Source organism: Paenibacillus sp. Soil724D2, assembly GCF_001427935.1.
GTDB lineage: Bacteria > Bacillota > Bacilli > Paenibacillales > NBRC-103111 > Paenibacillus_E.
The window spans coordinates 1-25,990 of sequence record NZ_LMRY01000040.1 but is presented as its reverse complement, the minus strand read 5'-3'; the positions used below and the strand labels follow the sequence as shown (position 1 = coordinate 25,990).

Below are 25,990 nucleotides of genomic sequence, written 5' to 3'. Positions count from 1 at the left end.
TAGCGCAGGTACTGACAATGCAGTAACTGTTTCAAGCAATGGAACTTTCGATGTTGGCGCTAACGTTAAGGAGTTTACGCTTAAAGCAATTTCTCCTAATGGTAAAACCGTGAGCACAATTGTTACTATTCCTACTCCCTAAGATATAGGTGATGCCTAGGGTGAGAAACGTTATATAGTGACACAGTAAGTAGCCTGAATAATAATGCACTAACGACTGCATCCGACTATTGGATGCAGTCGTTTTGCTTTCTACTCATCTGGAATATACTTATCAATGAATTCGCTGTTGGATGATAGTACATACATTGATTTTGTGGCCCAGTTGATATATAAAAAACTGTACAATACGAAGAAAAGCAGTAATCATACCTGCTCGTTATGTATCTGAAAATAGTGAGAAGGCAATGGCGTACAAAAGAAGTTAAAAGTTTTTTTCCTAAACCGCAACTTTTTCGTGAGCTATGCGTTTAATACTTTGAAACAAAGAAAACTTAATATTTTATTTATCCATTATTACTATTAATAAAATAAATCTTTACGACGCTATTCGACCAGTGTATAATGTAAAATGGTGTGAGTTTCTATTTTTCTAGTTAAAGTTTACTAGTTTCCAATGCAGCTGTTCGGGCTGCAAGCGAACTTAGTTATATTATGCTCTAACTCTGGAAAGGGGGTGAACCAAACAATGAGTAAATCGAGCTCAAATATTGTTAGATTCAACCTAAAAAATAAAACCAAAGATATTCAAGGAGGAGAAAAAAAGGTTATGAAAAAAAGTTTATCAGTAATTCTTTCCACAGCAATGGCATTATCCATGTTTTCTTCCGTAGCATTCGGTAAAACATCCGCTGACTTCACAGATCTTAAAGATCTTGACGCAGCTACAAAAGCAAAGTTTGATGCTTTGATCAGCGCAGGTATTTTTGATGGAGTGAGTGAAACTACATTTGGTCTTAAAGACGAAATGAACCGTGCTCAATTCGCGAAAGTTGCAGCTTTGATTACAGCTCTTGAAGTAAACAAAGATCTTAAAACTTCCAGCTTCTCCGATGTTAAAGTTGACGACGCAGCTAATGGCTACGCACTTCCTTACATCGAAGCTTTGAAAACTGCTGGTGTAACTGATGGTTATGCTGAAGGTGAATACAACCCAGCTGGTAAAGTTACAAAAGAACAACTTGCTACTTTCTTGGTTCGCGTACTGGGTAAAGATGCTGAAGCAAAAGCAAAAACAGGTACTGATACAACTGTTTCTGGTTGGGCACAAGGCTATGTAGCATTGGCTCTTGAATTGAAACTTCTTCCTGCAGGTGCTGATGGTAAATTCGGTGGTCAAGCTAATGCAACTCGCGACCTTCTTTTGACAGGTGCTTATGAAGCGAAAGCTCAATATGTACCAGCTGGTAAAGTATCCGTAACTGGCGCTAAAGCTGCTGGAGTACAAAAAGTTGAAGTAACTTTCAACAAACCAGTTGACACTGAAAAAGCAACTTTTGAACTGAAAAAAGGAACTTCTTCCGTAACTCTGACAGATGCTAAAGGAACTTGGTCTGCAGATAAGAAAACAGCAACGCTTACTCTGAAAGACACTAAAGTTTCAGAAGGCAAGTACACTGCAACTGTGTCTGGTCTTGATGCAGCAGCTGTTGAAAAAGCATCCGCTGAGTTCGAAGCTACTGACGAGAAAGTAAACAAAATTGAGTTTGTTAACGCAAGCGACACGATTGCTTACGGTAAAAAAGTTGGCATCAAGATCAAAGCAAGCAACCAATACGGTGAAAATGCTTCGTTCTCTGCTGGTAACTACACAGTATTTACTAGTAACGTAACTAACTCTTTGAAAAAGAATGATGATGGTACGCTCGTTCTTACGTTGAACGTTAATGATAGTTCTAACGGACTTATTCAAGGAAATAGCGTAGTTCCAGTTAATATCTTTAACAATGATTCCCGCGTTTCTGCTGACAAAACATTTAAAGTTGGTGTTGCACCATACGCAACTAAGCTTGAGCTTGGTGAAGTTGTTTACTCCAACTCCAACAAAGTGATCTCCTCTGTTGGTGAAACTGCAACAATTAATCTGTACCAACATGATCAATACGGAAACATTATTTCAGAAGAAGATGCAGGTTCTGTATCGAACATTCCTAACGTAATCGTTACTCCGTATGAAAAAGCTTTGGTGGCTACAGAAAAGAAATTTGATAAAGTAGTATTTGGCCTTACTGAAAAATCCAGCACTAGCGGCGACTTCAACGTTACTGTATATGCTGGTGCGTCTTCAGCAACAACGAAAGTTGCTGTGAAATCTTCCAAATTTGCTAAGAAAATCGAGTTCGGTGACTTCAGTGGCACGCTTGCTGCAGGTGACGGTGAGAAGTTCCTTCCAATCAATGTTTACGACGAAGAAGGTAACAAGTTGACTGCTGATGAAGTTATTGAGAATGCAAGCATTATCAATGTTATTGGCAGCGCAGGCAATACAACGCTTCAAACAAGCGGTGAAAACAAAGGTAAAATCAGAATCGCTAGCATTGATGCAGGTCTTGCAAATGGCTATATGAACGTAAGTGCTTCGATCGTAGCTCCTGGCGTAAATAGCTACGTTAACAAAAACTTCAAAATTAATGAAGCTCGTAAAGCAGAAACAATTGCTTTGGATACTGCTTCTAAAGAAAAAGCAATTGCAGGAGCTTCCACAGATCAAATCTGGGTTATTAAAGACCAGTATGGTGAAAAAGTAGATAAAGTGCTTAACACTGGATACAGCGTTACTGTTGCAACATATGATGCAATTGGAACTGTTGGAGTATCCGTAGTTAACAAAGATGCTTCTGCTCTTACTGCAAACTACAATAACACACAGCTTGAAACATTCAACAAAGGTTTTACATTTAAAACAGCTGTTGGCGCTTCAGGTTCTGTGAAACTTACTGCAACGTTACTTTTCAACGGCAAGGAAATTGATTCCGAGTCTAGAGAAGTAGTAGTTGCGAAAGCAGACGAAAAGTTGACTTATAGTGTAAATACTGTGAGCGACCTCTTTGCTGCAATTGATAGTGGAATTACTCCTGCTAATGATAAACTTGCTGTGAATCCGTATAACAGTGGTATGGGACGCGAAGTTAGTATTACAGCTAAAGATGCTGGCGGTAAAACAGTTGCTGTACCTGGCGACGTTGTAACTAGTATTTCGTCTTCCAACACTAGTGTTGTAGCGGCTGTTTATAACGCTGGAAAAGGTAAAGTTGTAGGTAACAAAGCAGGTGATGCAACTGTAGTTGTTACGTTCAAAACAGCTTCTGGAGAAATCAAAGACCAAACAGTTAGTGTAAAAGTTAAGAGCGATGCTGTAGCTGTTGCTTCCTTGAGCGCTAAAGCAGCAAAAGCATACACTAGTAATGTATACACTACAATGGAATTGAAAGTAACAGATAATTATGGCGTAGAATATAACTATGACTCTGTTTCTGACTTGGGTAACAACAACATTGTTAAATACGACAAGTTCTTGGGAATTCGCTTCTCAGTATCAAGTATCCAGCTGACAAGCAGCACAGGTACTGATAATGCAGTAACTCTTAACGCTGATGGAACGATTACGATCGGAACGAATGTTAAGGAGTTTACTCTTAAAGCAATTGCTCCTAGCGGTAAATCCGTAAGCACAATTGTTACTCGCTAATATTTAAAGAGATAAGAGGGCTTATGCCCTCTTATTTTTTTTGACATAAAAATGTTTAAGTTCTTTTCAGAGCCATAGAAGGCGGCAAAGGCTATTGCGCAATTTGTCTTCCAGCTCTTAAAATTGTTGCTAATGATACACGAGCACTAATGGAAAAGAATGAATTGTAAATAACAAAGCTGGTACTCAAGAAAGGGAATCTGTAATGTCTTTTTATAAAAATATATTTGCTATTATCGCTGTACTAATTACTTCAAGTTTGGCGATATCGGTGTCTATCGCCGAAGCCCCAACCCCCGGCTCGTCCACCGACCCGGTGATCACAAAGAGCTACTTCGATCAGAACACCTTAAGCGAAGCAAAGGTGAAGGAGCTTGTTGCCTCCGCGATCGCGGCCAATGCTGGCGGAGGCCAGCCTAGCGGGAGCAACGGAGGCACGGGCTCTTCAACGCCAGCGACAATGAAGGTTGTCCAATTGCAAAATGGACAAACGCTTTATGCCGGTGCTGGCGCCGAGTTTATCGTGCGAACAGGCAGGGTACTCGCCGTGAGCAACGATGAAAATGGCATCCCGGATGTTACGGGAGGCAAAGATCTGCCAGCAGGGACAGAAGTCGCGCTGAATCATCTTTTGATCTTCCCGGCCGAAGGCCGCGGTATTAAGCCATCGCCGAAAAATACGGCGGACATCTTTGTCATGGTACGAGGAAGCTATTTATTATTGAATGCTGACGGAAGTAAGGCTGCTCAATAAAGTTTTTTGAGAATCTCACAACAAAAATGTTTGTTCATTGGCCGTCTTTCGATAAAGGACTTCTCCATAATTTTACCCAATCTGACAAGTTCTTATGCGGTTCGACTTCAGGAATCTAGCCATACTAGTGGTGTACTCACATCATCGGCAATAGCTTATGGAGTGTCGTAATCACAACAAAAACTCTAAGGAGGCGTTTGTTATGGCTAGAAACAATAATAAAGTGGTTCCTGAATCAAAAAAGGCATTAGATATTTTAAAGTATGAAATTGCTGCTGAATTAGGTTTGCCTGTCGGTAAACAAATGTCGCTTCATGCGGATACGGAGTTTGCGACGGAATTGGGTTCGATTCCTTCTTCTTCTATGAAAGAAGACTATTGGGGGCATATCTCATCGCGGGATGCTGGAGCAGTAGGAGGAACGATTACTAAAAGACTGATTCAGAGGGCAGAAGAAGCGCTATTTTCTTTATAGATTTTGAGGAATTATTCATAATTTCTTCACGGTTTGCTGCATTGACACTAGACGACAAATGACGTAAGATAACTAATTGAAGGTCAATATTTAATTTAACCTTTTCCAATCGGGAAAGGTTCATTTTTTTGTTGTCTTTATTCATGAATTACTGTTTGTATTTTATTTTTTACCATTGCGGAATTCAAGGATCTTGTCAGCGCTTGAGCGCAAAAGAGGGATTCCGTTTGGCGTGAAAAGCTGCCGCTAAAGCCGGGCCCACTTTTTTTTCATATAGAGGCATCGTGTAGAAGCTTTTCAAACATACTAAATGATATTAGGAGGATGAATGATATGGCGCAAGTACGTGGACGTCGTTTATTTACATCCGAATCCGTAACAGAAGGTCATCCGGATAAAATTTGTGACCAAATTTCTGACTCGGTATTGGATGCATTTCTTGCCAATGATCCGAATGCTCGTGTAGCATGTGAGGTATCTGTAGCAACTGGTTTGGTTTTGGTAATCGGTGAGATTACTTCAAGCTCTGAATATGTGGATATTCAAGCGATCGCTAGACAAACAATTAAGGAAATTGGTTACACGCGTGCAAAGTATGGTTTTGACTCCCAAACTTGTGCGGTTCTCGTTTCTTTGAATGAACAATCCCCTGACATTGCACAAGGTGTTAACAGAGCTCTTGAAGCAAGAGAAGGTTCGATGTCTGATGAGGAAATTGAAGCAATCGGTGCTGGTGACCAAGGTCTGATGTTCGGATTCGCGGTTAACGAAACACCTGAGCTTATGCCACTTCCAATCTCGATTTCTCACCAATTGGCTCGTCGTTTGACAGAAGTTCGTAAAAATGGAACTCTTCCATACCTGCGTCCTGATGGTAAAACACAAGTTACAGTTGAGTATGTCGATGATAAACCAGTTCGTGTTGATGCAATTGTTGTGTCTACACAGCACGGCGAAGAAGTTACTTTGGAGCAAATCCAAAAAGATATTAAAGAACACGTTATTAACCCAATCGTTCCAGCTCACTTGTTGGATGCGAATACAAACTATTTCATTAACCCAACTGGCCGTTTCGTAATTGGCGGACCTCAAGGGGATGCTGGTTTGACTGGTCGTAAAATCATCGTTGATACTTATGGTGGTTACGCTCGTCACGGTGGTGGCGCATTCTCTGGTAAGGATCCAACGAAAGTTGACCGTTCCGGTGCGTACGCAGCTCGTTATGTTGCGAAAAACATCGTAGCAGCTGGACTTGCTGAAAAATGTGAAGTTCAATTAGCTTACGCAATTGGTGTGGCTCGTCCAGTGTCCATTGCTGTTGATACTTTTGGTACAGGTAAAGTAAGTGAAGAGAAGCTCGTTGAGCTGATCCACTCTAACTTCGACCTTCGTCCTGCGGGCATCATCAAAGAGCTTGACCTGCGTCGTCCAATCTACCGTCAAACAGCTGCTTATGGTCACTTCGGCCGTAATGATCTGGATGTTCCTTGGGAGCGTACAGATAAAGCTGAGTCTTTGAAAACACAAGCATTGGTTTAAAATTAATGAAAGTCGTCCTTATTGGGCGACTTTTTTGCATTTCGTAATAACTAGAAATCAAATACACAAGAACAAATATTCGTATACTTCCTTTTATATGGTATAATATATATGTAGTCGGAAGATGCATGAGGGTCAATTATTATGGTATAATCGTAAAACAGATTAAGTAAATGGATCGGGAGTGATGATGTTGGAGAGTGAATTGAAAGATACACTAACCGCGTTACTTAGGGCTGAATTATCACCAGTAATAGAGAGATTAGATGGAATTGACAATCGACTAGGCAGTATCGATGGACGATTAGATGGAATCGACAATCGATTGGACAGATTGGAATTAGAACAAGCTCAAATTAAACAAGCTGTACTGGAAACAAATGAAACCGTGAAAAGAATTGAAGTAATTCAAGAGCAGCAGCATAGGATTATCGAGCTCTTATCCGCACGTTCGATTGAACATGAAGCTAAAATAAAACGTATCCTTTAATATACATGTTATGCATCTCAAGCAGAGAGCAGATCCGAATAGGGTCGTGCTCTCTTTTTTATTGCTGTTTTTCGCCATATTTTTGACGTATAAATACAACTTCTCTCAGATCGTAACTTTTTCACTAGTTTAAGAGTCTAATAGATATCCGAAAAGATAGATACTAGTCTTAGACTGAAAGAGGAGAGTGGAAAAGCAACATGACGGTACAGAAGCAAGTAGGAATGGGTGCGCTGGCTTGCGCATTGGTATGGCAATTGGTTGCGGGGACTACGGTAAACGCGGCAGGGCCGACGTTGACACTTAGTTCGCAGGAGACGATTACATCTGGTGCAATTATGAAGAATTACATTTGGACGACAACTAGGAGCAATAAGGACGTTTCGGTGAACGCGAATGTGGTAGAGGTCGATTTGACGAATCCGAACGTGAAGATAGACGCAATGGCTGGAACGAAGAATCAGTTCACAAAGAACCAGAGTGTTCTGGGGATGGTGAAGGATACTGGTGCTGTGGCAGGTGTGAATGGGGATTTCTTCAATACACAAGCGGAAGGTGTTCCGGAAGGAGCGCAAATCACGAATGGTCAAGTAATGGCGACCCCAGCGAAAATATCTGGACTTTATTCTTTTGCAATTACGAAGAGTAATCAACCGATTATTGATATTTTTGATTTTCAAGGCAGGGTGACGGCGAAGGATGGGATTTCTTTTGAGCTTGGCGGTGTGAACAAAACGTATTATTGGGACGACAATGATGTCGCGATGATCGCAGATGGACTTTTCCTCTATACGGATGCTTGGGCTTTAACGCAGCGTGCGGTAGATGGAACCCATGTTCCAACAGAAGCACTCATACAGAATGATGTAGTTAAGGAAATTGCCGTAGATACGAATATTAAAATGGTTGCTCCTGCAGATGGCTATATCCTCAGAGGCTCTGGTCTAGCCAGGGAGTTTATCGTAAATCACCTCAAAGTCGGAGATAAGATCACCACCAAATATGATATGGTCCCGCATGATGCGTCTAAGACGTATGATTGGAAGAATTTTAAAATGCTGATTGGCGGCAGCACACTGCTAGTGGATGAGGCGAAGCCGAGTTATTTTACACGTAATATTGGAGATTTCAGTGGCTACAGCCCACGTTCCCGAACAGCAATAGGCTACTCCAAGGATATGAAGACAGCTTATATTATTACTTCAGATCGTAGTGCAGGCAGTGCAGGAATGACGCTCCCGGAGCTTCAGCAGTTTATGATTAGTGCTGGCGTTTGGAGAGGGATGGTCCTGGATGGCGGGGGATCGACGCAGATGGTTTCAAGACCACTCGGAGATTTTGATCCGAAGCTTGTTAATAAAACAGAGAATGGCAATCAGCGTTCCGTTGTAAATGGTGTGGGTGTGTATTCGACGGCACCGAAGGGCGATTTGAAGGGACTTATTTTAAAAGGTCAAAATATTTTATTCATGAATGAATCCAGCACTTATCAATTTAAAGCTTATGATGACTATTATAATCCGATTTCGGTAGAGGGTATTGTTCCACAGTGGAGTAGTTCCACGACGAATGGAGCGTTCAAAGATAATGTATATACAGCGACATTACCAGGTAAGACCCAAATCATTGCCAAGTCAGGCAAAGGTTCAGCATCGATGGATGTCGAGGTTGTAGGAAGAGATCAGATTACTTCGATGAAATTTAACTCAGGAGCCTTTTCACTTACAGAAGGTGGGGATTTCAAGCTACCTATATCTGTAACGACTAGGAGTGGCGCAACACGTGAATTGCCAGCGGCATCTGCGACTTGGGAGCTAAGTGGGGTTAAAGGGACTTTGAAAGACGGTGTTCTTCATGTGGATAGCGCTTCGGGCTCTCAGGCTGCTCAGGTTATTGCGAGATATGATGGTTATAGCACGATGGTTACCCTGCCTGTTGGCCAGGAAAAGGTTTGGTATGATCTAGATAAATTTGCGGTTATGACAACAGGTGATAAGTACCCGGCAGAAGTTGTTTCAGCTGTAAATATTGTACCAGTTAGCGGTAATCAGAGTCTGGAAATCTCGTATGATTTTACAAAAGGAACAGGTACGAAAGCAGCTTATGCTAGATTCAATGGGATGAATGGTGCTCCGATTGAAGGCGAACCGGAATTTATTACAGCTAAAGTGCTCGGTGACGGAAGCTTTAACTGGGTGCGTGCAGAAATCATTGATGCGAACGGTAAGTTGAATTACGTAAGTTTTACTGAAAATATGAACTGGACAGGCTGGCGCAAGGTAACGGCTGATGTGTCTGACCTCAAATTCCCGATCAAGATCAAAAGTGTTTATGTCGCTAATCCAGCGAATGGACAGGATGAAAGGGCCTCAAAAGGGAAAATTAATATTGATGATATTTCTTTCATTTACAAAGGACAGCTAGCCGCTCTGCCGAAAAATACGATAAAATTGAATGTGTATAAGAAACAAGCGACATTGAATGATAAATCTTATACATTGGAGCAGGCTCCGACGATTGTGAATGATAATACGTTGGTTCCTCTTCGTTTCGTAACAGAAGCATTAGGCGGTAATGTGAAGTGGGATGACAAAGAACGGAAGGTAACCGTCGTGCGAGGTGACAAGCTAATTGACCTGTGGATTGATAACGCTGATCTGCTTGTAAACGGAGATCGTGTGACCGCTGAAGTGTCTCCAAAAATCATGAATAATGTGACGATGGTGCCTTTGCGACTCATTTCAGAGAAATTAGGCTTTAAAGTAGGCTGGGAACCTAAAAATTATGGGATTACAATCGAATAAATAGTGCTAGAAGTACACGGCAAACGGGTAGAACTATGATACAATATGGGGTAGACTAATTTCTAATATTGTTTTATAAAGGAGCTCGTTTCATTTGCAGCCAGACGCTATAGATCGTGTCATTAAAAACGCAATTAACGTCATGGAGAGCAGCAAGTATCAAATGTTTGAAATCGCTGAAGCTTCTCGTTTGGAAAAAGAGTCACTTACTCGCGAGCTCGAAGATATTAAGTATGAAACGAGTGTTACTATCGAGCTGGTTGACAATTTGGAAAAGGATTACAAGCGATCTCGTATTCGACTTACGGAGGTCAGTCGTGATTTCAACAAGTACCGTGAGGAAGATATCAAGATTGCTTATGAAGCCGCGATTGCTTTTCAATTACAGCTGACAATTGCTAGGGAAAAAGAAAATAATCTTAAAACACGGCGCAATGATTTGCAGGTTCGCACGAAAAATGTGGACAAGCAAGTTGAGCGAGCAGAAACAATCGTATCGCAAATGAATGTGGTACTGGAATATTTATCGGGCGACCTCAATCAGGTGACTCGTATACTCGAATCCGCTAAGAACAGGCAATTACTCGGTTTGAAGATTATTTTGGCCCAAGAGGAAGAGAGGAAGCGTATTGCGCGTGAAATTCACGATGGCATGGCTCAAACCTTGGCGAATGTTGTGCTTCGAACTGAAATTGCCCAGCGTATGCTTGTAAAAGAGGATATTCCCGCGGTGAAGGAAGAATTAGTAGATTTGAAGGGTCAAGTCAGAGGGGGGCTTGAAGAAGTTCGTAAGATCATCTTCAACCTCCGTCCGATGGCGCTCGATGACTTAGGAATCGTTCCGACACTGCGTAAATATGTACAGGATTTCGAAGAAAAGCATAGAATTCGCACACAGTTTAATCTCGTTGGCAAGGAGACTCGCATTCCGTCTGGGCTTGAAATTGCTATTTTCCGACTTGTGCAGGAAGCTTTATCTAATGTAAATAAGCATGCGAAAGCTACTTTCCTATCTGTTGAACTCACACTGGAGCCGGATCAAGTGCAAATCTACGTGGTGGATAACGGGATCGGTTTCGACGTGCCGCAGACAGAACAAAGAATAGCCAAGGGAAATAATTTCGGCTTGCTGGGCATGCGTGAGCGTGTTGAGCTGCTGGAAGGCACGATGGTTCTAGAGTCCGAAAAAGATTCAGGTACAAAAATTACGATGCTAATCCCTATCGGCGGCGTTGGAGAGAACAAGGAGGAAAAACAGAATGGACAACACGGCGAGTCATAAACGCAATGTGCATATTGTCATTGCGGACGATCATCAGCTGTTTCGCGAAGGTGTTAAACGGATTATTAATATGGAAGATGATATGGAAGTCATCGGCGAGTGCGGTGATGGTATCCAGGTTATTGAGCTGTGTAATCAAATCACGCCGGATATTGTTCTCATGGATATTAATATGCCGCTTGAGAACGGCGTTGTGGCGACCGAACGGCTTAAGCTTATTTTTCCGGATATCAAAGTAATCATTTTATCCATTCATGATGATGAGAGCTATGTATTCGAAACTCTTCGCAAAGGGGCTTCAGGTTATTTGCTGAAGGATATGGAAGCGGAGTCGCTCATTAATGCGATTCGTTCCGTAGTGGCGGGTCATGCTTACATTCACCCGAAGGTTACTGGCAAGCTGATTAATCAGCTTAGACGTATGACCTATTTGGATGATGTGGGTGTAGTTGGTTCCGGCCAAGGCGTCAAAGATTCAGGTCTTAAATACATACATAATGCAAATAGCCCGTTAACCAAGCGAGAAGCAGAAGTTCTTCGTCTTATGGCGGAAGGTAAAAGCAACAAGCTGATTGGAGAGTTCCTCTATATCAGTGAAAAAACAGTGAAAAACCACGTCAGCAGCATTCTCCAAAAAATGGAAGTTGATGATCGTACACAAGCGGTTATTATAGCAATCAAAAATGGTTGGGTAACGTTGTAATCTCCATTTTACGATAAGGAACCCCCCTTAACTTTGCAGCATACACTGCAGGTAAGGGAGGGACCCGCTATGTGGATTGGATTGCTTTGGATCTTAGGTTGCTACGGAATCAGCATTGCTGTGCTCCATTTATTGCTCGGAACTCGCAGAGGTGGAAGCAAGAAAACGGCTAATGTGCTGCTCGTCACCAAAAATAATCAAAATCAAATTGAATGGTATATTCGCTCCTTGTTTTTCTTCTCGCGATTTAAGGGCAACGAAGTGAAGGCAACGATATTCGATGAAGGATCGTCCGACGATACGAGGAAAATCATTGAGCGCTTATCCCATAGCCATTCGCTAGAGCTGCGATATCAGACGGATTATGATGCGGTTGACCATTATTTACGTCAACACGATAATGAGCCCGTGACTGTGGTTCATCTAAGCAGTAGGGAAGATCTAGTGAAGATCCATGTCGGTTGAAGGCAATGGTTTCAAATACTTAGTTTACAAAGAGAGTAAGGTGAGGAATGAAGGTTCAACTTTACGCAGTTTGTTTGGGAAAAGAATGGGAGTGGCGATTAACGATTCACTCGCAGACGGACATCCAATATTGGTTCGAGCAATACGCAGCCGACGCCGGCCTCGTACTGTTCGAACCTTTTATTTCGTTAGGGCAGGGTGTGCGGTTGCTTCAGAGGCTGAAAGGGGAGCGTTCATTCGAATTCGAGACGGATGTTGGGAGTACGCTGCAGCGTTTTCGTCTGATAGCAAAAGAATGTGAGATACCGAACGGTAATGATTCGGATATGAAAATGATTCGCTATGCAATCTGGAGGCAAGGAATGTCTCTAAGAATACCGTTGAATGCCACGGTATACGCCAAGATTGTCGAAGCTTGCAGCGGGAGGTCGCTGCTTATTGAGGAATTCCAACAGCTTTTGGAGGCTGCTGGAGTAGATCTCCACCCTGAGGATGCTTGGTTATCTTACTTGCAATTGGGTCATCTCAACGGTGACTTAGAAGTGGGGAATGGACTGGGGATTGTGGAGCGCAGAGATTGGCGCAAAGGATTTCGGAAAATGCTGACTTATCGCTGCAAGCGCTGTGGTAGTGGTGAGAAGCGCATGTTTTGGTCGGACTGCCTACATTGTGGACAAGCGTGTCCATATTGTGAGGAGTGCCTGACCATGGGGAGGTCGCGGTTTTGTTCTTTGCTTATTCTTGGGCGGTCGGAGGAGATAGAGCCAGCTGGGAAGGGAGTGGTGGAGTCTCGTTGGGGACATAGTGACCAGGAGAGAAGTGCTCCATCTGAGCATTTTCGTACCTATTTGGAGCCATGGGGGCTGAGTGATGCACAAGCGAGGGCGTCTCTGGAGGGGCTACGCTATATAAGCGGGGAGATGGCAGAGGTTAGGCGACCGAGGGCAAGAGCGAGAGCAAAAGCACAAGCAGAAAGGAACAACCGGATGCCTCGGAGGTTTCTAATCTGGGCGGTTACCGGCGCGGGAAAGACGGAGATGATCTTTCCATTAATCCATCACACCGTTGCGAGAGGAGGGCGTGTACTTATCGCGACACCACGCAAAGACGTGGTCCTGGAGCTGCAACCGCGAATAGGACGCGCATTTGTCGATTACAGTGTGGTGACACTGTATGGTGGAAGCGAGCAGCGCTGGGAGCAGGGGCAGATCACGATCGCGACAACCCATCAGCTGCTGCGATTTCATGAGGCCTTTGACCTTGTCATTATCGATGAGATCGATGCTTTTCCCTATCATAACAATCCCATGCTTACTTATGCGGCAGCTAAAGTCTGTAAGCCAAGCGGAACGAATATTTTGCTTTCAGCCACACCGCCGAGAGCTGTAAGGCTCGCTGTAAAGAGGGGGCGATTACCGCATGTTCGAGTGCCGGTGCGCTTTCACAGGCATCCATTGCCTGTTCCTCTTTTGATTTCGGTTCCACCTTTGAGGATAGTGGTACAGTCACAAACAATGCCAAGGTCAGTATTTGCTAAATTGGTGACCTCGGTGGAACGAGGTGCGCAGGTGTTTGTTTTCGTCCCCAACATTCAGTTGGTTGAGCCAATGGTTAGTCTTCTAAGGGCTAAACTAAGCCATGGCATGAGTGAAACTGTTCTGTCCGTTGAAGGAACTTCATCAAAGGATCTTGCTCGAACTGAAAAGGTCCAGCTTTTTCGAAACAGAGAGATCCGAGTGCTGGTTACAACAACGATTTTGGAGCGAGGAGTCACGGTACCAAAGTCTGATGTATTCATTATGGATGCAGATTCGCAGCTATTCGATGAAGCAGCGCTCGTTCAGATGGCTGGGCGTGCAGGTAGATCGCAGGAAGATCCGACAGGGAAGGTTTATTTTGCAGCAAAAGAAATTACGCAATCTCAAAAGGAGGCCATTCGACAAATTAAGCAGATGAATCGCATCGCGCGTAAACAGCGCTATTTATTAAGGGGGAAATGAATGAGCAATCAGCAATTGGATATGAGAATTTTGATTAAAAAAGTGATGGGTTCGGTGGCATCGCTGCTTAGTCCGCTCAGAAAAGAATGTTTACTTTGCAAGCAGAATAGCACTCTCCATGTTGATGAATTAGGACTTTGTCATTCGTGTTACACACGAATTCCGTGGATTCGAGAAGCGCTTTGTCCAACTTGTGGACGAGGGGAATTTTGCTCAGATTGTCAGCGGAGGCCCCATTCCTATTTTATAAGAAGCCGCAGCGCTGTCAGATATGATGAAACGATGAAGGAATTATTGGCGCGATATAAGTATCGTGGAGATGAGCGTTTTAAGACGGTCCTCGGGCAAATGCTTGTACACTCTTATCACTTATTACATGAGGATAGAGACACTTTTTCCGCAGAATCCGATTCTGTGAAGGAGTTCATCACTTTCGTGCCCGTTAGCGAGCGTAGAATGCTTGAACGCGGGTTTAATCAAGCTGAGCAGATGGCTAAAGAACTAGGTCAAAGAATAGGGATTCCTGTCATACCTCTTCTTAAGCGTTCCAAGCATACAGATAAACAAAGCTTCAAGAAGAGGAGTGAACGGCTGGACGATTTGGAGCATGTTTTCGAAGTGAATGAGTCGATTCATGATTATTTGGGAAAATCCCCGAATGCTTCGTACGTTGTGTATATCGTGGATGATGTTTATACGACTGGAAGCACTATGAATCAGTGTGCCAAGGTTCTCAGGGAGTACATATCTGCCGAAGTATTCGGACTAACGTGGGCGCGGTAGCAGGAATTGCCACCACATCTGTCAAAAATATTATTGTGCAAACGCTGTCGAATTGCTGTAAACTGGAATTAATAATTGGGTAATGGGAATAATAGAAGGGGGCCATACAATGGGCATGAATGTAGCTAATTGTCCACGCTGTGGGAAAATATTTGTTAAAGGTTTCAATGACGTATGTCCGAATTGTGTTAAAGAAATAGATCAGCAATATGAGAGATGTGTGAAGTACATACGTGAAAATAAAGGGACAAGCATTAACGACTTGAGCGAAGCAACAGAAGTTTCGATTAAACAGATAACTAAATTCATCCGCGAAGGACGAATTTCAATACTGAATGCGCCGAATTTGTCCTACCCTTGCGAAGTATGCGGTACTTTGATTAGGGATAAGACGATTTGCGAATCTTGCCGAAGTAAGTTAGCTAAAGATGTGAGAAACAATACAGAGGATGAGCTACGGAGGAAAGAGTTAAACGCACAAGATAGCAGGGGTGCTTTTAATATCAAAGATCGTTTGAAGGACAGACATTAATAATCATACATCGAAAGATATAAAGTTTCATATGCCGAATGCCGATAATAGTATTAATAATTATCGGTTTTTGTTCATTAAAGAGATATGAGGTGTAACCTATGAAAATCAATGAAAATCAACGAATTGGAAATATCAATAAATATATGCAAAACAATGAAAGTAGAACTGTAAACGGAACGGAAAAGAAAAAAAGAAAAGATGAAGTGCAAATCTCTGCTGAGGCCAAAGAATTACTGGAAAATACATCAGTAGTTCGCAGTAACGAACAAAACCAACGTATTCAAGAACTTAAGGAATCCGTATCTACGGGAACGTATCATGTAGAAGCCCGCAAAATTGCTGAGAAGTTGTTCCCTTATATACGTAATAACAAATAGTATATCTTGCAGAGAATAGGTGGTTACGAGTGTCTATTTCAGCCATTGTGGAAGCGATAGAGGAGCTAATTGCCCTTCATGATGCCCTATTGGAGACTTCCAAGGAAAAAACACCGGTTCTCGTTGACAATCGGGTAGATCGATTAAACCAAATTATCCTTAAAGAGAGCAAATTGATTAAGCGGATTGAGGAAATCAATCAATTTCGAATTCAATTGATTGGCGAATATTTATTATCGAGAGGGTATAGGCCTGACCCACGAGTTAAAGTCAGTGATTTAATTAAAGTAATTTTTAAGGCTGAAGAGAAGAAGAGTCTTACAGATATACATGAGAAATTATCTAATAAGATTAAGGAATTAAAACAGATCAATGAGTTAAATCAGAATCTAATTGAGCATTCGTTATCGTTTGTTGATTATTCTATAAATTTGTTGATGAATACACCCGAACAAGATGCCGTATACAGTAATCCTCATCAACAGTATCAAGCGTCTGCAAGAACCGGTTGGTTCGATACTAAAGCGTAAAGGAGAGCCATTATGAGATCCACATTTCATTTGCTGGAAACGGCGAAGCGTAGCTTATTCACGCAACAAGCAGCACTTAACACGACGGGACATAATATTGCTAACGCCAACACACCTGGTTTCTCTAGGCAAGTTGCCAATACGACCGAAAGTATCCCTATTGAAGCCTTTGGCATAAACCGCTCCAATGCGCCTGGCCAACTTGGAACAGGGGTCGAAGTAACCTCAATTACGCGAGTGCGCGAAAAATTTCTAGATGATCAGTATCGTAATGAGAATAAGGCATTTGGAAGTTGGAATATCCAGTCGGATACACTTGAAAAGCTAGAAACGATAGTGAATGAACCTTCGGATACGGGACTCCGAACAGTTTTAGATAATTTTTGGAAATCATGGTCAGACCTGAGTAAAGATCCCGAAAATGTAGCAGGGCGAAAGATCGTTAGAGAAAATGCAATAGCATTGGCAGATGCATTTCATTTTACAAGCGATAAATTAAAAGATTTACAATCAGACTTGACCAATAATATTGAATTAAAATCAAAAGAAATCAACTCAGTTTCTTCTTCGATTGCGAATTTGAATCTGGAAATCAAAAAAATCGAAAGCTTAGGCGACGATGCCAATGATTTAAGAGACCAGAGGGACTTATTAACCGATAATTTGTCGAAGATTGTAAACGTACAGGTTCTTGATACACCTGATGGGTATACCATTAATATGGGTAATACAAATTTAGTAACTGGTGATACTGTCAATGCGACCACCTCAGCCTCATTAATGTCCGACTACTCTTCAGGTAATCTGAATAGTGGTGAAGTACAAGGCATGATAATCTCTAGAGATAAATTTGTGGCTGACTATCAAACGCAATTGGATACTTTAGCAAATTCGATTGCTAACGGTGACATTACGATTACCATACCTGCGGGGTCGGTATTGCCTAATAATACAGTATTGAATAATATAACTTATACGGGCACAGCAAGAAAACTTGCTAGCGATCTAACGGTTACAGTAAAAGGATTAAATGGTCTTCATAAATTAGGATATACTTTAGATAATCCGGTTCAAGCCGCTCAGGATTTCTTTACTGCTAAAGCAGGTTTCTCGAATATTACAGCTGAGAGCTTTCAATTAAACCCTGTAATCGATAATGACACTTCAAAAATTGCAACATCACTTAGAACTGATGGAATAGGTGCAGCTGAAACAGTTACAAAAGGAAATAATACCTTAGCACTATTGATGAGTCAGTTGAAGGACACTAAATTTAATTTTGATCCGACTAATTCCGGGGCAATTCTAAATTCAGGAACAGTTGATGACTTCTACCGATCCATTGTAGGACAACTAGGCGTACAGGCTCAAGAAGCCTCCCGCCAATTAGATAACCAAAAAGCGCTCGTAGACCAAGTTGAAAGCCGCAGACAATCCGTAAGTGGAGTTTCATTGGATGAAGAAATGTCCGATATGATTAAGTTTCAACATTCTTACTCAGCTGCAGCAAGAGTTATGACCACTTTCGATGAAATGCTAGATAAAGTGATTAACGGTATGGGGATAGTAGGTAGATAATCGTACGTAGAGGAGGTATTATAAGTGGTCTTAAGAGTGACACAAGGAATGATCCAATCACAGTTACTAAGTAATATTAGTAATAATGTGAAACGAATGAGTGTAAGCCAAAACCAACTTTCTACTGGGAGAAAGATCAATAAACCTTCGGACGATCCAGTAGGAATTACTTATGCACTTCGTTATCGAAGTGAGATTTCCATTAACGATCAATATCAAAGAAACATTGATGCTGCTAAATCTTCAGTGGATCATACAGATACTGTTCTTTCAGAAATAAATGACGTCATTCAAAGGGCTCAAGAGTTAACAGTTCAAGGTCTAAATGGAACTAATCCACAGTCGGCGCTAGATGCAATTGGTGTCGAAATGGGACAATTGTATGAAACGGCGGTAGGGCTTGGGAATGACCAGCTTAATGGGAAGTATACATTTAATGGACAATTCACAGATAAACAACCCTATTCAATTGCTACAGCATCATCAGATATACCGGATGATCAGAAGATAAGCTATCAGGTATCTGCTGGTATAACCATCCCAATAAATCAAACCGGAAATGAAGTATTTGGAGCTCCGGGCAACAACGACAACTTATTTAAGATTTTAAAGGGTCTGAAGGATGCTTTCTCTCCAAGTCCTCCTGGAACACCGGCAAATTTGACTGTGGCAAAGGGGTTAATGACCGATCTATCAAAACGATTTGACAATTTTCAAACGGTGCGATCTGAAGTAGGTGCGCGAGCTAACCGTATAGATCTCATGGATAACAGACTCAAGGATTTAGACGTAAATCTTACTGATCTTAGCAGCAAAACAGAAGATGCTGATATGGCGGAAACCATCACTAAATTAAAAACGGATGAAAATGTATACCAAGCATCGTTATCAACAGGAGCAAAAATTATCCAACCCAGCTTGATTGATTTCTTGAGATAATAAGGAGGTTCAACTTGAACATACCTCGATTATCTATCCACCAAACTTTTGCTCATATTGGATTAGATACCCAGAAAGCTCAACTTTCTATAGTATCCCCACGCGGGCAATTAGAAGTTAAGCAAGAAGCAGCATCTGTGGAAATTACTAGTCCCAAGGGAGAATTAAGCGTGGACTCATCTGCAGCGTGGAGCGCACTAGGGAAAGGCGATCATTTGGAATGGATGAATCAAATTTATAGCCAGCTGCAATCAGTAGCACTGCAATCTATCAGTAAGATTGTTGAAGATGGTAACCGAATGGCCATGATCATAAATCCTAGTAACCCATTTGCCGAGATTGCCGCAAACCAAATAAATGAACTAAACCCTTTGCAATATGTAGGTGAGGCTTCAAATCTCAATGTGAAGCTAAATTATGAAATGAGAAAGCCAGAAATAAATATTACGCCTCATAAAGCCGAAATTCAATACACGCCTCAGAAACCTCAGGTTAGCTATACTCCGGGGAATATAGATATTTATGTAAAGCAAAAGAATTCAATAGAAATAAATGTTAGCTCTTATGATTGGTATAAGTAGTTATCAGCAATAATTTAAGGCAATAGCTAATGCTATTGCCTTAAATTATTGCAAAGGAGGATATAGAATGTTTAATTATATAAATGGGAAAATAATTAGCTTTAAAGGTTCAATTCTTGGTTTTAAGGATTTAGATTTATTTGAATTTGAGACAATTGATGAAAAGGGACCATTTGCTTATTTAAAGAGCATAGAAGAAAAAAGTATCGGTTTTGTTGTAGCTAACCCATTTGCTTTTTTCCAGAACTATAGTTTTGAGTTGGATGAGAAAGATAAGACATGGCTGCAAATAAATACATACGAAGAAGTTCTTGCACTAGGGATTATAACTTTAAAGACACCATTTGAGAAATCAACAATGAACTTGGTAGCTCCGCTTGTTATAAACATTAATCATCTATCAGGTAGCCAAATTGTCCATGCACCTTCGAGAGACTTTAGTACCCAAACACCTTTATTCCCAAAATTTAACGAGAAAGAAATTGAGGGTGTAACATGTTAATTCTTACAAGAAAAAATGGTCAGTCTATTCTCATAGGCGAGAATATTGAAGTCTTTATCACATCAATAGAAGGTGATCAAGTAAAAATAGGGATCAATGCTCCTAACGATACCAGAATTTATCGTAAGGAAGTGTTCGAGGCTATTCAACAGAGTAATAGAGAAGCGCTTACAGAGCTTCCAAATATCGAAAATATGAGAAAAATGCTGAATTTAGAGGATGTTTAGATAAATAATTATATAATCAATATTGAAACGGTAAAAAAAATAGTGATAAAGAACTAAATTGCTATAAACTTTCTAATCGATTCAGCCGAAATAATATATGTAAGGTCAAAGACCTATACAATCCACATGGATGTGGAATACAAATTCAAGGAGGAATTACAAATGATTATCAATCACAATCTTAACGCAATGAACTCTCACCGCAACCTGACGTTTAACAATGCACAACAAGGTAAATCCAGTGAGAAATTGTCTTCCGGCTACCGCATCAATCGTGCGGCAGACGATGCAGCAGGTCTCTCGATTTCCGAACAAATGCGCTCGCAAATTAAAGGGATGAACCAAGGGATGCGTAACGCTCAAGACGGTATTTCCCTTGTACAAACGGCTGAGGGTGCGATGAACGAAGTTTCTGACATGCTGACGCGCATGAAAGAACTTGCTACTCAAGCGCAAAATAACACGTACAACGCGAACGACCGTACTGCAATGGATGCTGAATACACATCTTTGACTACAGCAATCGACTCCATTGCTGCAAACACGAAGTTCAACGGTATTACTCTTCTGGACGGTTCCGCTAGTGCAACCTTTACGATTCAAACGGGTGGTGGCGCTGCTGACCAAGTAGTAATGGATTTGTCGACTATTGATGTTACAACTGCAACTCTGGGTGTTGCTAGTGGTGTTGGTACAGCGGCAGCGGCTATTACAGCAAGTGGACAAGTTGATGCAGCAATCACTAAAGTTAACACTGCACGCTCCTCACTTGGTGCGTACCAAAATCAACTTGAGCACGTCTACAATAACGTTGGTATAAATGCGGAAAACCTACAAGCTGCTGAATCCCGTATTCGTGACACCGACATGGCTTCTGAAATGATGAGTTACACGAAATTCAATATCCTGCAACAAGCTTCCACTGCGATGTTGGCACAAGCTAATCAAGCACCACAAGGCGTACTGCAATTGCTCCGTTAATCAAAGAACAAAAAGAGGCCTTCAAATCGAAGGTCTCTTTTTTGTAGTGCAAGTTAGAATACGTAAACGCTATGATGATTTCACCCATGGAGTTCTTGTAATGATTTCTATTACTTGGGCGTGGTTTTATTTTTAATTTTACTAACTATAGAATTTTTTTATATAAAGCTAATAAATGAGCCTTCCTTGTACGATAAATATAGTAGACAATAAATTAATGAGGAGATGAACAGGATGGTTATGCGAATAACAGGTATGTCCTCCGGTATGGATATTGATGGCATGGTTAGTAAGCTAATGAAAGCAGAGAATATGCCGATCGATAATCTTAATAAGCAGAAAACAAAGAATGAGTGGCTGCAGGATTCGTACCGTGCAATAAACACAGCTATTTATCCATTAAGTGAACAGAGCAAGCAATTACAGTATAACTACAACTGGCCAACAGCATCAGGGACAGATGGTAGTGGAAATCCTGCCTTCACACAGGCAGATAAAGATGCTATTTACGCAAAAATAAGCAGTTTTATTTCGACTTATAACGACACAAGCGTTGCATTGAAATCCAAGTTAGATGAGACGGTAGAGCGAAGCTTTCAACCACTAACAAGCGACCAAAAGAAGGCAATGAATGATGATGATATAAAAAATTGGGAAGACAAAGCAAAAAAAGGTTCTCTTCGCGGAGACACGATAGTGTCTAAAGCATATTTGGATTTCCGTTCCGACGTGACTACAGAGGTGACTGGAATTACGTCGACATATAAATCGCTTGTTGATATTGGAGTCACAACGGGTGCTTATAACAAGTACGACACTTCAACCGCAGGCAAATTGTACATGGATTCAACTAAATTAAAAGCAGCTATTGATGCGGATCCACAAGCAGCAATTAATTTGTTCACGGCACACGGTACCGGTACAGATCGAGGTATCGCACAGCGGATCTATGAGGATGCTGGAAATACGATGTCGGAGATTTCGAAAAAGGCTGGTTCGGCAAATGGATCGTATACTAGCACTTATACGTCTCTGGGCAAGAAGGACTATGATCTCGCTCAAAAAATTTCAGATATGACAGAAAAGCTTAACAAGAAAGAAGACCATTTTTATAGAATGTTCAGTACCATGGAGACTGCAATTGCAAAAGGAAATTCCCAAATGAGCTGGTTACAAAGTCAAATGGGTTAATTATACTGCAATAATATTCCTAAAGTTTGTTATATGGAAGGAGGAAACCTATTGGAAATTCAATCCAAATTCCCCCAGGTTCAATTACCCGCTTTAACAAAGGATGTGTCTGAGCCGATTAAGGCAACCGGAGAATATATTGAAATCAAGGACAAGAGCAAATCACAAATATTAACGGTTGGGGAGAAGGCTTTACTTGATTCAATTGATAAGGCTAACAAAGCGCTTCAAGGCACCCCACATGAGTTTAAGTATAAAATACACCAATCAACAGGTGAAGTAATCGTACAAGTTTTAAATAAAGATACCCAAGAAATTGTTCGTGAGGTTCCGTCCGAAAGGTTTATCGAACTGGTGGAGAAACTTCAGGAGCTGTCTGTGGGTGCAATCATCGACGAGAAGAGGTGAAGACGCTCTATGCTTAACGTACAGAATCAGTATTTAAACACCCGTGTTCAGACGTCCTCCCCAGCAGAATTAACTTTGATGCTTTATAATGGTTGTATTCTCTTTATTAAACAGGGTATTACTTGTATGGAGAAACAAGATTTTGCAGGGAAACATACAAATTTTACAAAAGCACAGAATATAATTGAAGAGCTTCAATCCACACTAAAAATGGAATATGAAATTTCCCACAATTTAAACAGTTTATATACGTTTCTTCAAAGCAAGTTGTTCGAAGCTAATGTCAAGCTTAATTCCGAATCTGCTCAATATTGTGTCACGATGTTTACAGAATTGCGTGATACATGGAATGAGGCGTTGAAGAGCTTGAAAAATGCGGAGAAGGTGAAATAGGTATGAGACATTCGACTCCAATGGAGCACTTGTTAGAAAACCTGAGAGAAACAACAGGTCAAATTTCCCATTTAGATTTAAATGAAGAGGCAAACGAAAGTTTGCTTCTTTCTTTACAGAATGAACAGGTTGAACTGAGGCAAAAAATTGAAGAAACGTTGTTGGATGAAAGACGTTCTTTTACTGAACATGAGAGACAATACCTCAGAGCGTGTTTAGTGATGGAACAAAACAATATAGAGAGATTCAAAACGACCCAGCAGTCTCTGGTTGGACAACTTCAACGCATCAACTCTGGTAAAGTCTCACGAGAGCTATATCATTATGAAGAAGAGCAGAATGTTGGCTTTTTCATTGATAAAAATCGGTGATGGAAATAATTGTCGAAAAATAAGGTAAATGTTGTAAGAAGTACTAGAGATATACTTGTGAAAAAAAGAATAAGAAAATATAGTAAAATAGTACGTAGGAATTAGTTCCAAGGATATAGAAAATGAGAATAGAATGGCAAAACTATAGTGATATAGTGACGCAAAGCCATGGGTCTAATCGCTTAATTTAGACGATCAGGTCGCCAGGTTGCCCATTCGTTTGGTCATACAAACAATAGCAACCTGCTATTGTTTTTTGTTTGCATATTATCAAATATTATGGAGGAATAATCATGAGACGAATGAAGCAATGGTTAGTTTTGATGTTGACCTTTAGCATGATTTTTAGTGGATTGATGCTGAGAACTACGGAAGCGGCAGCAGCAGTAAATGATTATGTGAGTGTAACCAAAACTGTTTCCCCGACGATAATTACAACGGAGGATACAGCTGATGTTACATTGAATATCACGGGTACCCCGCCAGTCAATGTAGTTGTTCCGAACGATGTCGTACTTATCATCGACAAGTCGGGAAGTATGGCACCTGCCTACAATAACGGTGAAGATAAAATGACGAATGCAAAGAATGCTGCTAAAGGTTTCGTTGATTTGATGGATTTGACAAAGCACAGGGTGGCTGTTGTCGATTTTTCATCAACCAATATGATCAGTAGCATCCCCTTCACAACAGATAAAGACGTTGCCAAAAATTACATAAATGGAATTCAAGCAAATGGTGGGACAGCGACTGGCGATGCTATTCAAGCAGCCATAAACTTGCTGGTGGATCATCGCCCCGAAGCGCAGCCAGTCATCGTCATTATGACGGATGGGGAGGCCAATCAACCATCGAACGATCCATATGGGTATGCAAAACAAAAGGCGCAAGACGCGAAGGATGCAGGTATTATAACCTATACGATTGCACTGCTCAAACCGAGCGAGGATCCTGATACAAGCGGACCGAACATACTGCTTAAAGAAATGGCCACAACGGCAGCACATCATCACTTCGTGCTTGGTTCAACCGGATTAGCTGAAATATATGCAGCCATTGTCAAAGAAATTGGCTTGGCGAGCGCCTTTGATGTTACAGTAATGGACATTGTTGATCCGAATTTTGAAATTGTTCCGGGATCAGCTGACAATAACATCCCTAAACCGACCATAAATGGGAATACGCTAATTTGGGACTTTAATGAATTAAAGGATAGCACCCTTTCATTTACGTATAAAATCCGTCCGGTAAGTAAAACAAAAACGGGTACTTTCCCAGTCTCAACAGCGAGTTCGGTTATAACTTATAAGGACTATGCAGGTGCAAGCCGATCGAAGTCCATTTCGAGTGTTAGTGTGAAGGTAAAGCTTCCAGCTCCGGAAATCACGTCGTTGGACAAACATATTGGTCATCCAAATGGCGGAGAAACGGTGGTCATTAACGGCAATCACTTTGTAAGCGGGGCAACCGTCCTTTTCGGAACGATGCCGGCGACTAATGTAGTATATGTAAGTGACACACAATTGACGGTAACTGCTCCCGCCGGAGCCCAAGGTGTTGTCAATGTTACCGTATCTAATCCGGATGTTCAACAAGCGTCAGCCCCTTACCAATACAAAGCTGACCCGATTGTTACAAACATAGAGCCGAATAACGGGCCTATTGATGGTGGTACTCTGGTGTTCGTATCAGGTAACTATTTTATGAAAGGAGTCACTGCACAATTTGGTGATCTTCCTGCATCGGTAGTCTATGTTAATCCATCTTATATAAAAGTAACTTCTCCGATGGTAACAACGCCTGGTCCAGTTGATATTACCTTTACAAATCCAGATGAAACAAATGTTGTTGTTCCGGGAGGATTTACGTATAATGCACCTCCAAAGACGGATCCAGAAATTACGACGGTTACACCGAATACGGGACTTATTACAGGCGGTGACCTAGTCTATATTGTTGGGAAAAACTTCAAGTCAGGTATGACTGTATTTGTTGGCGGCAAACAAGCCTCCACTACGTTTATGTCAACAACGAAATTATCAATCATTGTTCCAGTAGGTGATGCCGTAGGTACGGTTGATGTGGCAGTTTCTAATTTGAACAATGCCTTGTTCACGCTACCAGGAGCCTATACCTATACTGCTGTTCAGTATCCGTCGCCTACAATATCCACAATTATACCGAATTCCGGGCTCATTGCTGGTGGTGATTTGGTCTATGTAAGTGGAACAAATTTTGTGAATGGTGTAACACAGGTTATGATTGGCGGTAAACCTGCTGCAACAACCTATATGAGTAAAACTAGTTTGAAAGTGATCGTACCAGCAGGAGATGGACTCGGATCAGTAGATGTGAAAGTTATCACTGATACGAAAGTAGGGAAAAATCTATTAG

At 41.4% G+C, this 25,990-nt stretch carries 25 protein-coding genes and 1 riboswitch; all 25 genes read left to right on the top strand.

Features of this window, described 5'->3' with window-relative positions:
* Positions 1–688: 688 nt before the first annotated feature.
* A complete protein-coding gene (locus tag ASG85_RS26530) occupies positions 689–3,688 on the top strand; it encodes an S-layer homology domain-containing protein (protein ID WP_060648230.1) in 3,000 nt (999 codons plus the stop codon).
* Positions 3,689–3,893: 205 nt separating this feature from the next.
* Positions 3,894–4,442 carry a hypothetical protein gene (locus ASG85_RS26525; protein WP_060648229.1) on the top strand — a complete coding sequence of 183 codons (549 nt, stop codon included), beginning with the start codon at positions 3,894–3,896 and terminating at the stop codon, positions 4,440–4,442.
* Positions 4,443–4,644: 202 nt separating this feature from the next.
* A complete protein-coding gene (locus ASG85_RS26520; RefSeq protein ID WP_057303303.1) occupies positions 4,645–4,917 on the top strand; it encodes an alpha/beta-type small acid-soluble spore protein in 273 nt (90 codons plus the stop codon).
* Between the two features lie 333 nt (positions 4,918–5,250).
* Positions 5,251–6,456 (top strand): methionine adenosyltransferase, encoded by a 1,206-nt coding sequence (gene metK / locus ASG85_RS26515; protein WP_057303302.1) that lies wholly within the window; start codon positions 5,251–5,253, stop codon positions 6,454–6,456.
* Between the two features lie 187 nt (positions 6,457–6,643).
* The gene (locus tag ASG85_RS26510; RefSeq protein WP_156396833.1) at positions 6,644–6,946 is read left to right on the top strand and encodes a hypothetical protein; all 303 of its coding nucleotides are present in this window, start codon (positions 6,644–6,646) and stop codon (positions 6,944–6,946) included.
* 200 nt (positions 6,947–7,146) lie between these two features.
* Positions 7,147–9,750: a stalk domain-containing protein gene (locus ASG85_RS26505; RefSeq protein WP_060648227.1), complete on the top strand. Its 2,604-nt coding sequence runs from the start codon at positions 7,147–7,149 to the stop codon at positions 9,748–9,750.
* A gap of 94 nt (positions 9,751–9,844) precedes the next feature.
* Entirely contained in the window at positions 9,845–11,032 is a 1,188-nt protein-coding gene (locus ASG85_RS26500; protein ID WP_082562164.1) for a sensor histidine kinase, read from the top strand.
* Entirely contained in the window at positions 11,010–11,735 is a 726-nt protein-coding gene (locus tag ASG85_RS26495) for a response regulator (protein ID WP_029194926.1), read from the top strand. The genes ASG85_RS26500 and ASG85_RS26495 overlap by 23 nt, the downstream gene beginning before the upstream one ends.
* Before the next feature lie 69 nt (positions 11,736–11,804).
* The gene (locus tag ASG85_RS26490) at positions 11,805–12,200 is read left to right on the top strand and encodes a hypothetical protein (protein WP_057303299.1); all 396 of its coding nucleotides are present in this window, start codon (positions 11,805–11,807) and stop codon (positions 12,198–12,200) included.
* A gap of 47 nt (positions 12,201–12,247) precedes the next feature.
* Positions 12,248–14,200: a DEAD/DEAH box helicase gene (locus tag ASG85_RS26485; protein WP_060648226.1), complete on the top strand. Its 1,953-nt coding sequence runs from the start codon at positions 12,248–12,250 to the stop codon at positions 14,198–14,200.
* Entirely contained in the window at positions 14,201–14,983 is a 783-nt protein-coding gene (locus tag ASG85_RS26480; RefSeq protein ID WP_060648225.1) for a ComF family protein, read from the top strand. It abuts the gene before it with no gap.
* Positions 14,984–15,098: 115 nt separating this feature from the next.
* Complete coding sequence (locus ASG85_RS26475; protein WP_060648232.1) at positions 15,099–15,515, top strand: TIGR03826 family flagellar region protein; 417 nt, start codon at positions 15,099–15,101, stop codon at positions 15,513–15,515.
* Positions 15,516–15,616: 101 nt separating this feature from the next.
* Positions 15,617–15,895 carry a flagellar biosynthesis anti-sigma factor FlgM gene (gene flgM / locus ASG85_RS26470; protein WP_060648224.1) on the top strand — a complete coding sequence of 93 codons (279 nt, stop codon included), beginning with the start codon at positions 15,617–15,619 and terminating at the stop codon, positions 15,893–15,895.
* A 29-nt stretch (positions 15,896–15,924) separates the two neighbouring features.
* A complete protein-coding gene (locus ASG85_RS26465; RefSeq protein WP_060648223.1) occupies positions 15,925–16,425 on the top strand; it encodes a flagellar protein FlgN in 501 nt (166 codons plus the stop codon).
* 12 nt (positions 16,426–16,437) lie between these two features.
* The gene (gene flgK, locus ASG85_RS26460; protein ID WP_060648222.1) at positions 16,438–18,003 is read left to right on the top strand and encodes a flagellar hook-associated protein FlgK; all 1,566 of its coding nucleotides are present in this window, start codon (positions 16,438–16,440) and stop codon (positions 18,001–18,003) included.
* Between the two features lie 24 nt (positions 18,004–18,027).
* Entirely contained in the window at positions 18,028–18,942 is a 915-nt protein-coding gene (gene flgL / locus ASG85_RS26455; protein ID WP_082588238.1) for a flagellar hook-associated protein FlgL, read from the top strand.
* Between the two features lie 14 nt (positions 18,943–18,956).
* Complete coding sequence (locus tag ASG85_RS26450; RefSeq protein ID WP_060648221.1) at positions 18,957–19,523, top strand: DUF6470 family protein; 567 nt, start codon at positions 18,957–18,959, stop codon at positions 19,521–19,523.
* A 67-nt stretch (positions 19,524–19,590) separates the two neighbouring features.
* Positions 19,591–20,025: a flagellar assembly protein FliW gene (gene fliW / locus ASG85_RS26445; RefSeq protein WP_060648220.1), complete on the top strand. Its 435-nt coding sequence runs from the start codon at positions 19,591–19,593 to the stop codon at positions 20,023–20,025.
* Positions 20,019–20,252 carry a carbon storage regulator CsrA gene (gene csrA, locus ASG85_RS26440; protein ID WP_060648219.1) on the top strand — a complete coding sequence of 78 codons (234 nt, stop codon included), beginning with the start codon at positions 20,019–20,021 and terminating at the stop codon, positions 20,250–20,252. Before fliW ends, csrA begins: the two co-directional genes overlap by 7 nt.
* A gap of 162 nt (positions 20,253–20,414) precedes the next feature.
* Complete coding sequence (locus ASG85_RS26435) at positions 20,415–21,233, top strand: flagellin (RefSeq protein ID WP_060648218.1); 819 nt, start codon at positions 20,415–20,417, stop codon at positions 21,231–21,233.
* Between the two features lie 234 nt (positions 21,234–21,467).
* A complete protein-coding gene (gene fliD / locus ASG85_RS26430) occupies positions 21,468–22,424 on the top strand; it encodes a flagellar filament capping protein FliD (RefSeq protein ID WP_060648217.1) in 957 nt (318 codons plus the stop codon).
* 51 nt (positions 22,425–22,475) lie between these two features.
* The gene (locus ASG85_RS26425) at positions 22,476–22,832 is read left to right on the top strand and encodes a flagellar protein FlaG (RefSeq protein ID WP_060648216.1); all 357 of its coding nucleotides are present in this window, start codon (positions 22,476–22,478) and stop codon (positions 22,830–22,832) included.
* Between the two features lie 9 nt (positions 22,833–22,841).
* A complete protein-coding gene (gene fliS, locus ASG85_RS26420; RefSeq protein WP_060648215.1) occupies positions 22,842–23,225 on the top strand; it encodes a flagellar export chaperone FliS in 384 nt (127 codons plus the stop codon).
* Between the two features lie 2 nt (positions 23,226–23,227).
* Positions 23,228–23,596, top strand: a complete 369-nt coding sequence (locus ASG85_RS26415) for a hypothetical protein (protein ID WP_060648214.1) — start codon at positions 23,228–23,230, stop codon at positions 23,594–23,596.
* A 125-nt stretch (positions 23,597–23,721) separates the two neighbouring features.
* A riboswitch (cyclic di-GMP riboswitch) is annotated at positions 23,722–23,812 on the top strand.
* 77 nt (positions 23,813–23,889) lie between these two features.
* Positions 23,890–25,990 (top strand): IPT/TIG domain-containing protein (locus ASG85_RS26410; protein WP_060648213.1); only part of this gene is annotated, 2,101 nt, incomplete at its 3' end.

Excerpts from the sequence above, each read along its gene's own strand:
- ASG85_RS26495 (WP_029194926.1), top strand. The coding sequence starts at position 11,010 with ATGGACAACACGGCGAGTCATAAACGCAATGTGCATATTGTCATTGCG.
- ASG85_RS26415 (WP_060648214.1), top strand. The coding sequence starts at position 23,228 with ATGAGACATTCGACTCCAATGGAGCACTTGTTAGAAAACCTGAGAGAA.
- ASG85_RS26520 (WP_057303303.1), top strand. The coding sequence starts at position 4,645 with ATGGCTAGAAACAATAATAAAGTGGTTCCTGAATCAAAAAAGGCATTA.
- ASG85_RS26505 (WP_060648227.1), top strand. The coding sequence starts at position 7,147 with ATGACGGTACAGAAGCAAGTAGGAATGGGTGCGCTGGCTTGCGCATTG.
- csrA (WP_060648219.1), top strand. The coding sequence starts at position 20,019 with ATGTTAATTCTTACAAGAAAAAATGGTCAGTCTATTCTCATAGGCGAG.
- ASG85_RS26435 (WP_060648218.1), top strand. The coding sequence starts at position 20,415 with ATGATTATCAATCACAATCTTAACGCAATGAACTCTCACCGCAACCTG.
- flgK (WP_060648222.1), top strand. The coding sequence starts at position 16,438 with ATGAGATCCACATTTCATTTGCTGGAAACGGCGAAGCGTAGCTTATTC.
- ASG85_RS26510 (WP_156396833.1), top strand. The coding sequence starts at position 6,644 with ATGATGTTGGAGAGTGAATTGAAAGATACACTAACCGCGTTACTTAGG.
- ASG85_RS26480 (WP_060648225.1), top strand. The coding sequence starts at position 14,201 with ATGAGCAATCAGCAATTGGATATGAGAATTTTGATTAAAAAAGTGATG.
- ASG85_RS26490 (WP_057303299.1), top strand. The coding sequence starts at position 11,805 with ATGTGGATTGGATTGCTTTGGATCTTAGGTTGCTACGGAATCAGCATT.
- fliD (WP_060648217.1), top strand. The coding sequence starts at position 21,468 with ATGGTTATGCGAATAACAGGTATGTCCTCCGGTATGGATATTGATGGC.
- ASG85_RS26525 (WP_060648229.1), top strand. The coding sequence starts at position 3,894 with ATGTCTTTTTATAAAAATATATTTGCTATTATCGCTGTACTAATTACT.
- metK (WP_057303302.1), top strand. The coding sequence starts at position 5,251 with ATGGCGCAAGTACGTGGACGTCGTTTATTTACATCCGAATCCGTAACA.
- flgM (WP_060648224.1), top strand. The coding sequence starts at position 15,617 with ATGAAAATCAATGAAAATCAACGAATTGGAAATATCAATAAATATATG.
- ASG85_RS26530 (WP_060648230.1), top strand. The coding sequence starts at position 689 with ATGAGTAAATCGAGCTCAAATATTGTTAGATTCAACCTAAAAAATAAA.
- ASG85_RS26485 (WP_060648226.1), top strand. The coding sequence starts at position 12,248 with ATGAAGGTTCAACTTTACGCAGTTTGTTTGGGAAAAGAATGGGAGTGG.
- fliS (WP_060648215.1), top strand. The coding sequence starts at position 22,842 with ATGCTTAACGTACAGAATCAGTATTTAAACACCCGTGTTCAGACGTCC.
- fliW (WP_060648220.1), top strand. The coding sequence starts at position 19,591 with ATGTTTAATTATATAAATGGGAAAATAATTAGCTTTAAAGGTTCAATT.
- ASG85_RS26475 (WP_060648232.1), top strand. The coding sequence starts at position 15,099 with ATGAATGTAGCTAATTGTCCACGCTGTGGGAAAATATTTGTTAAAGGT.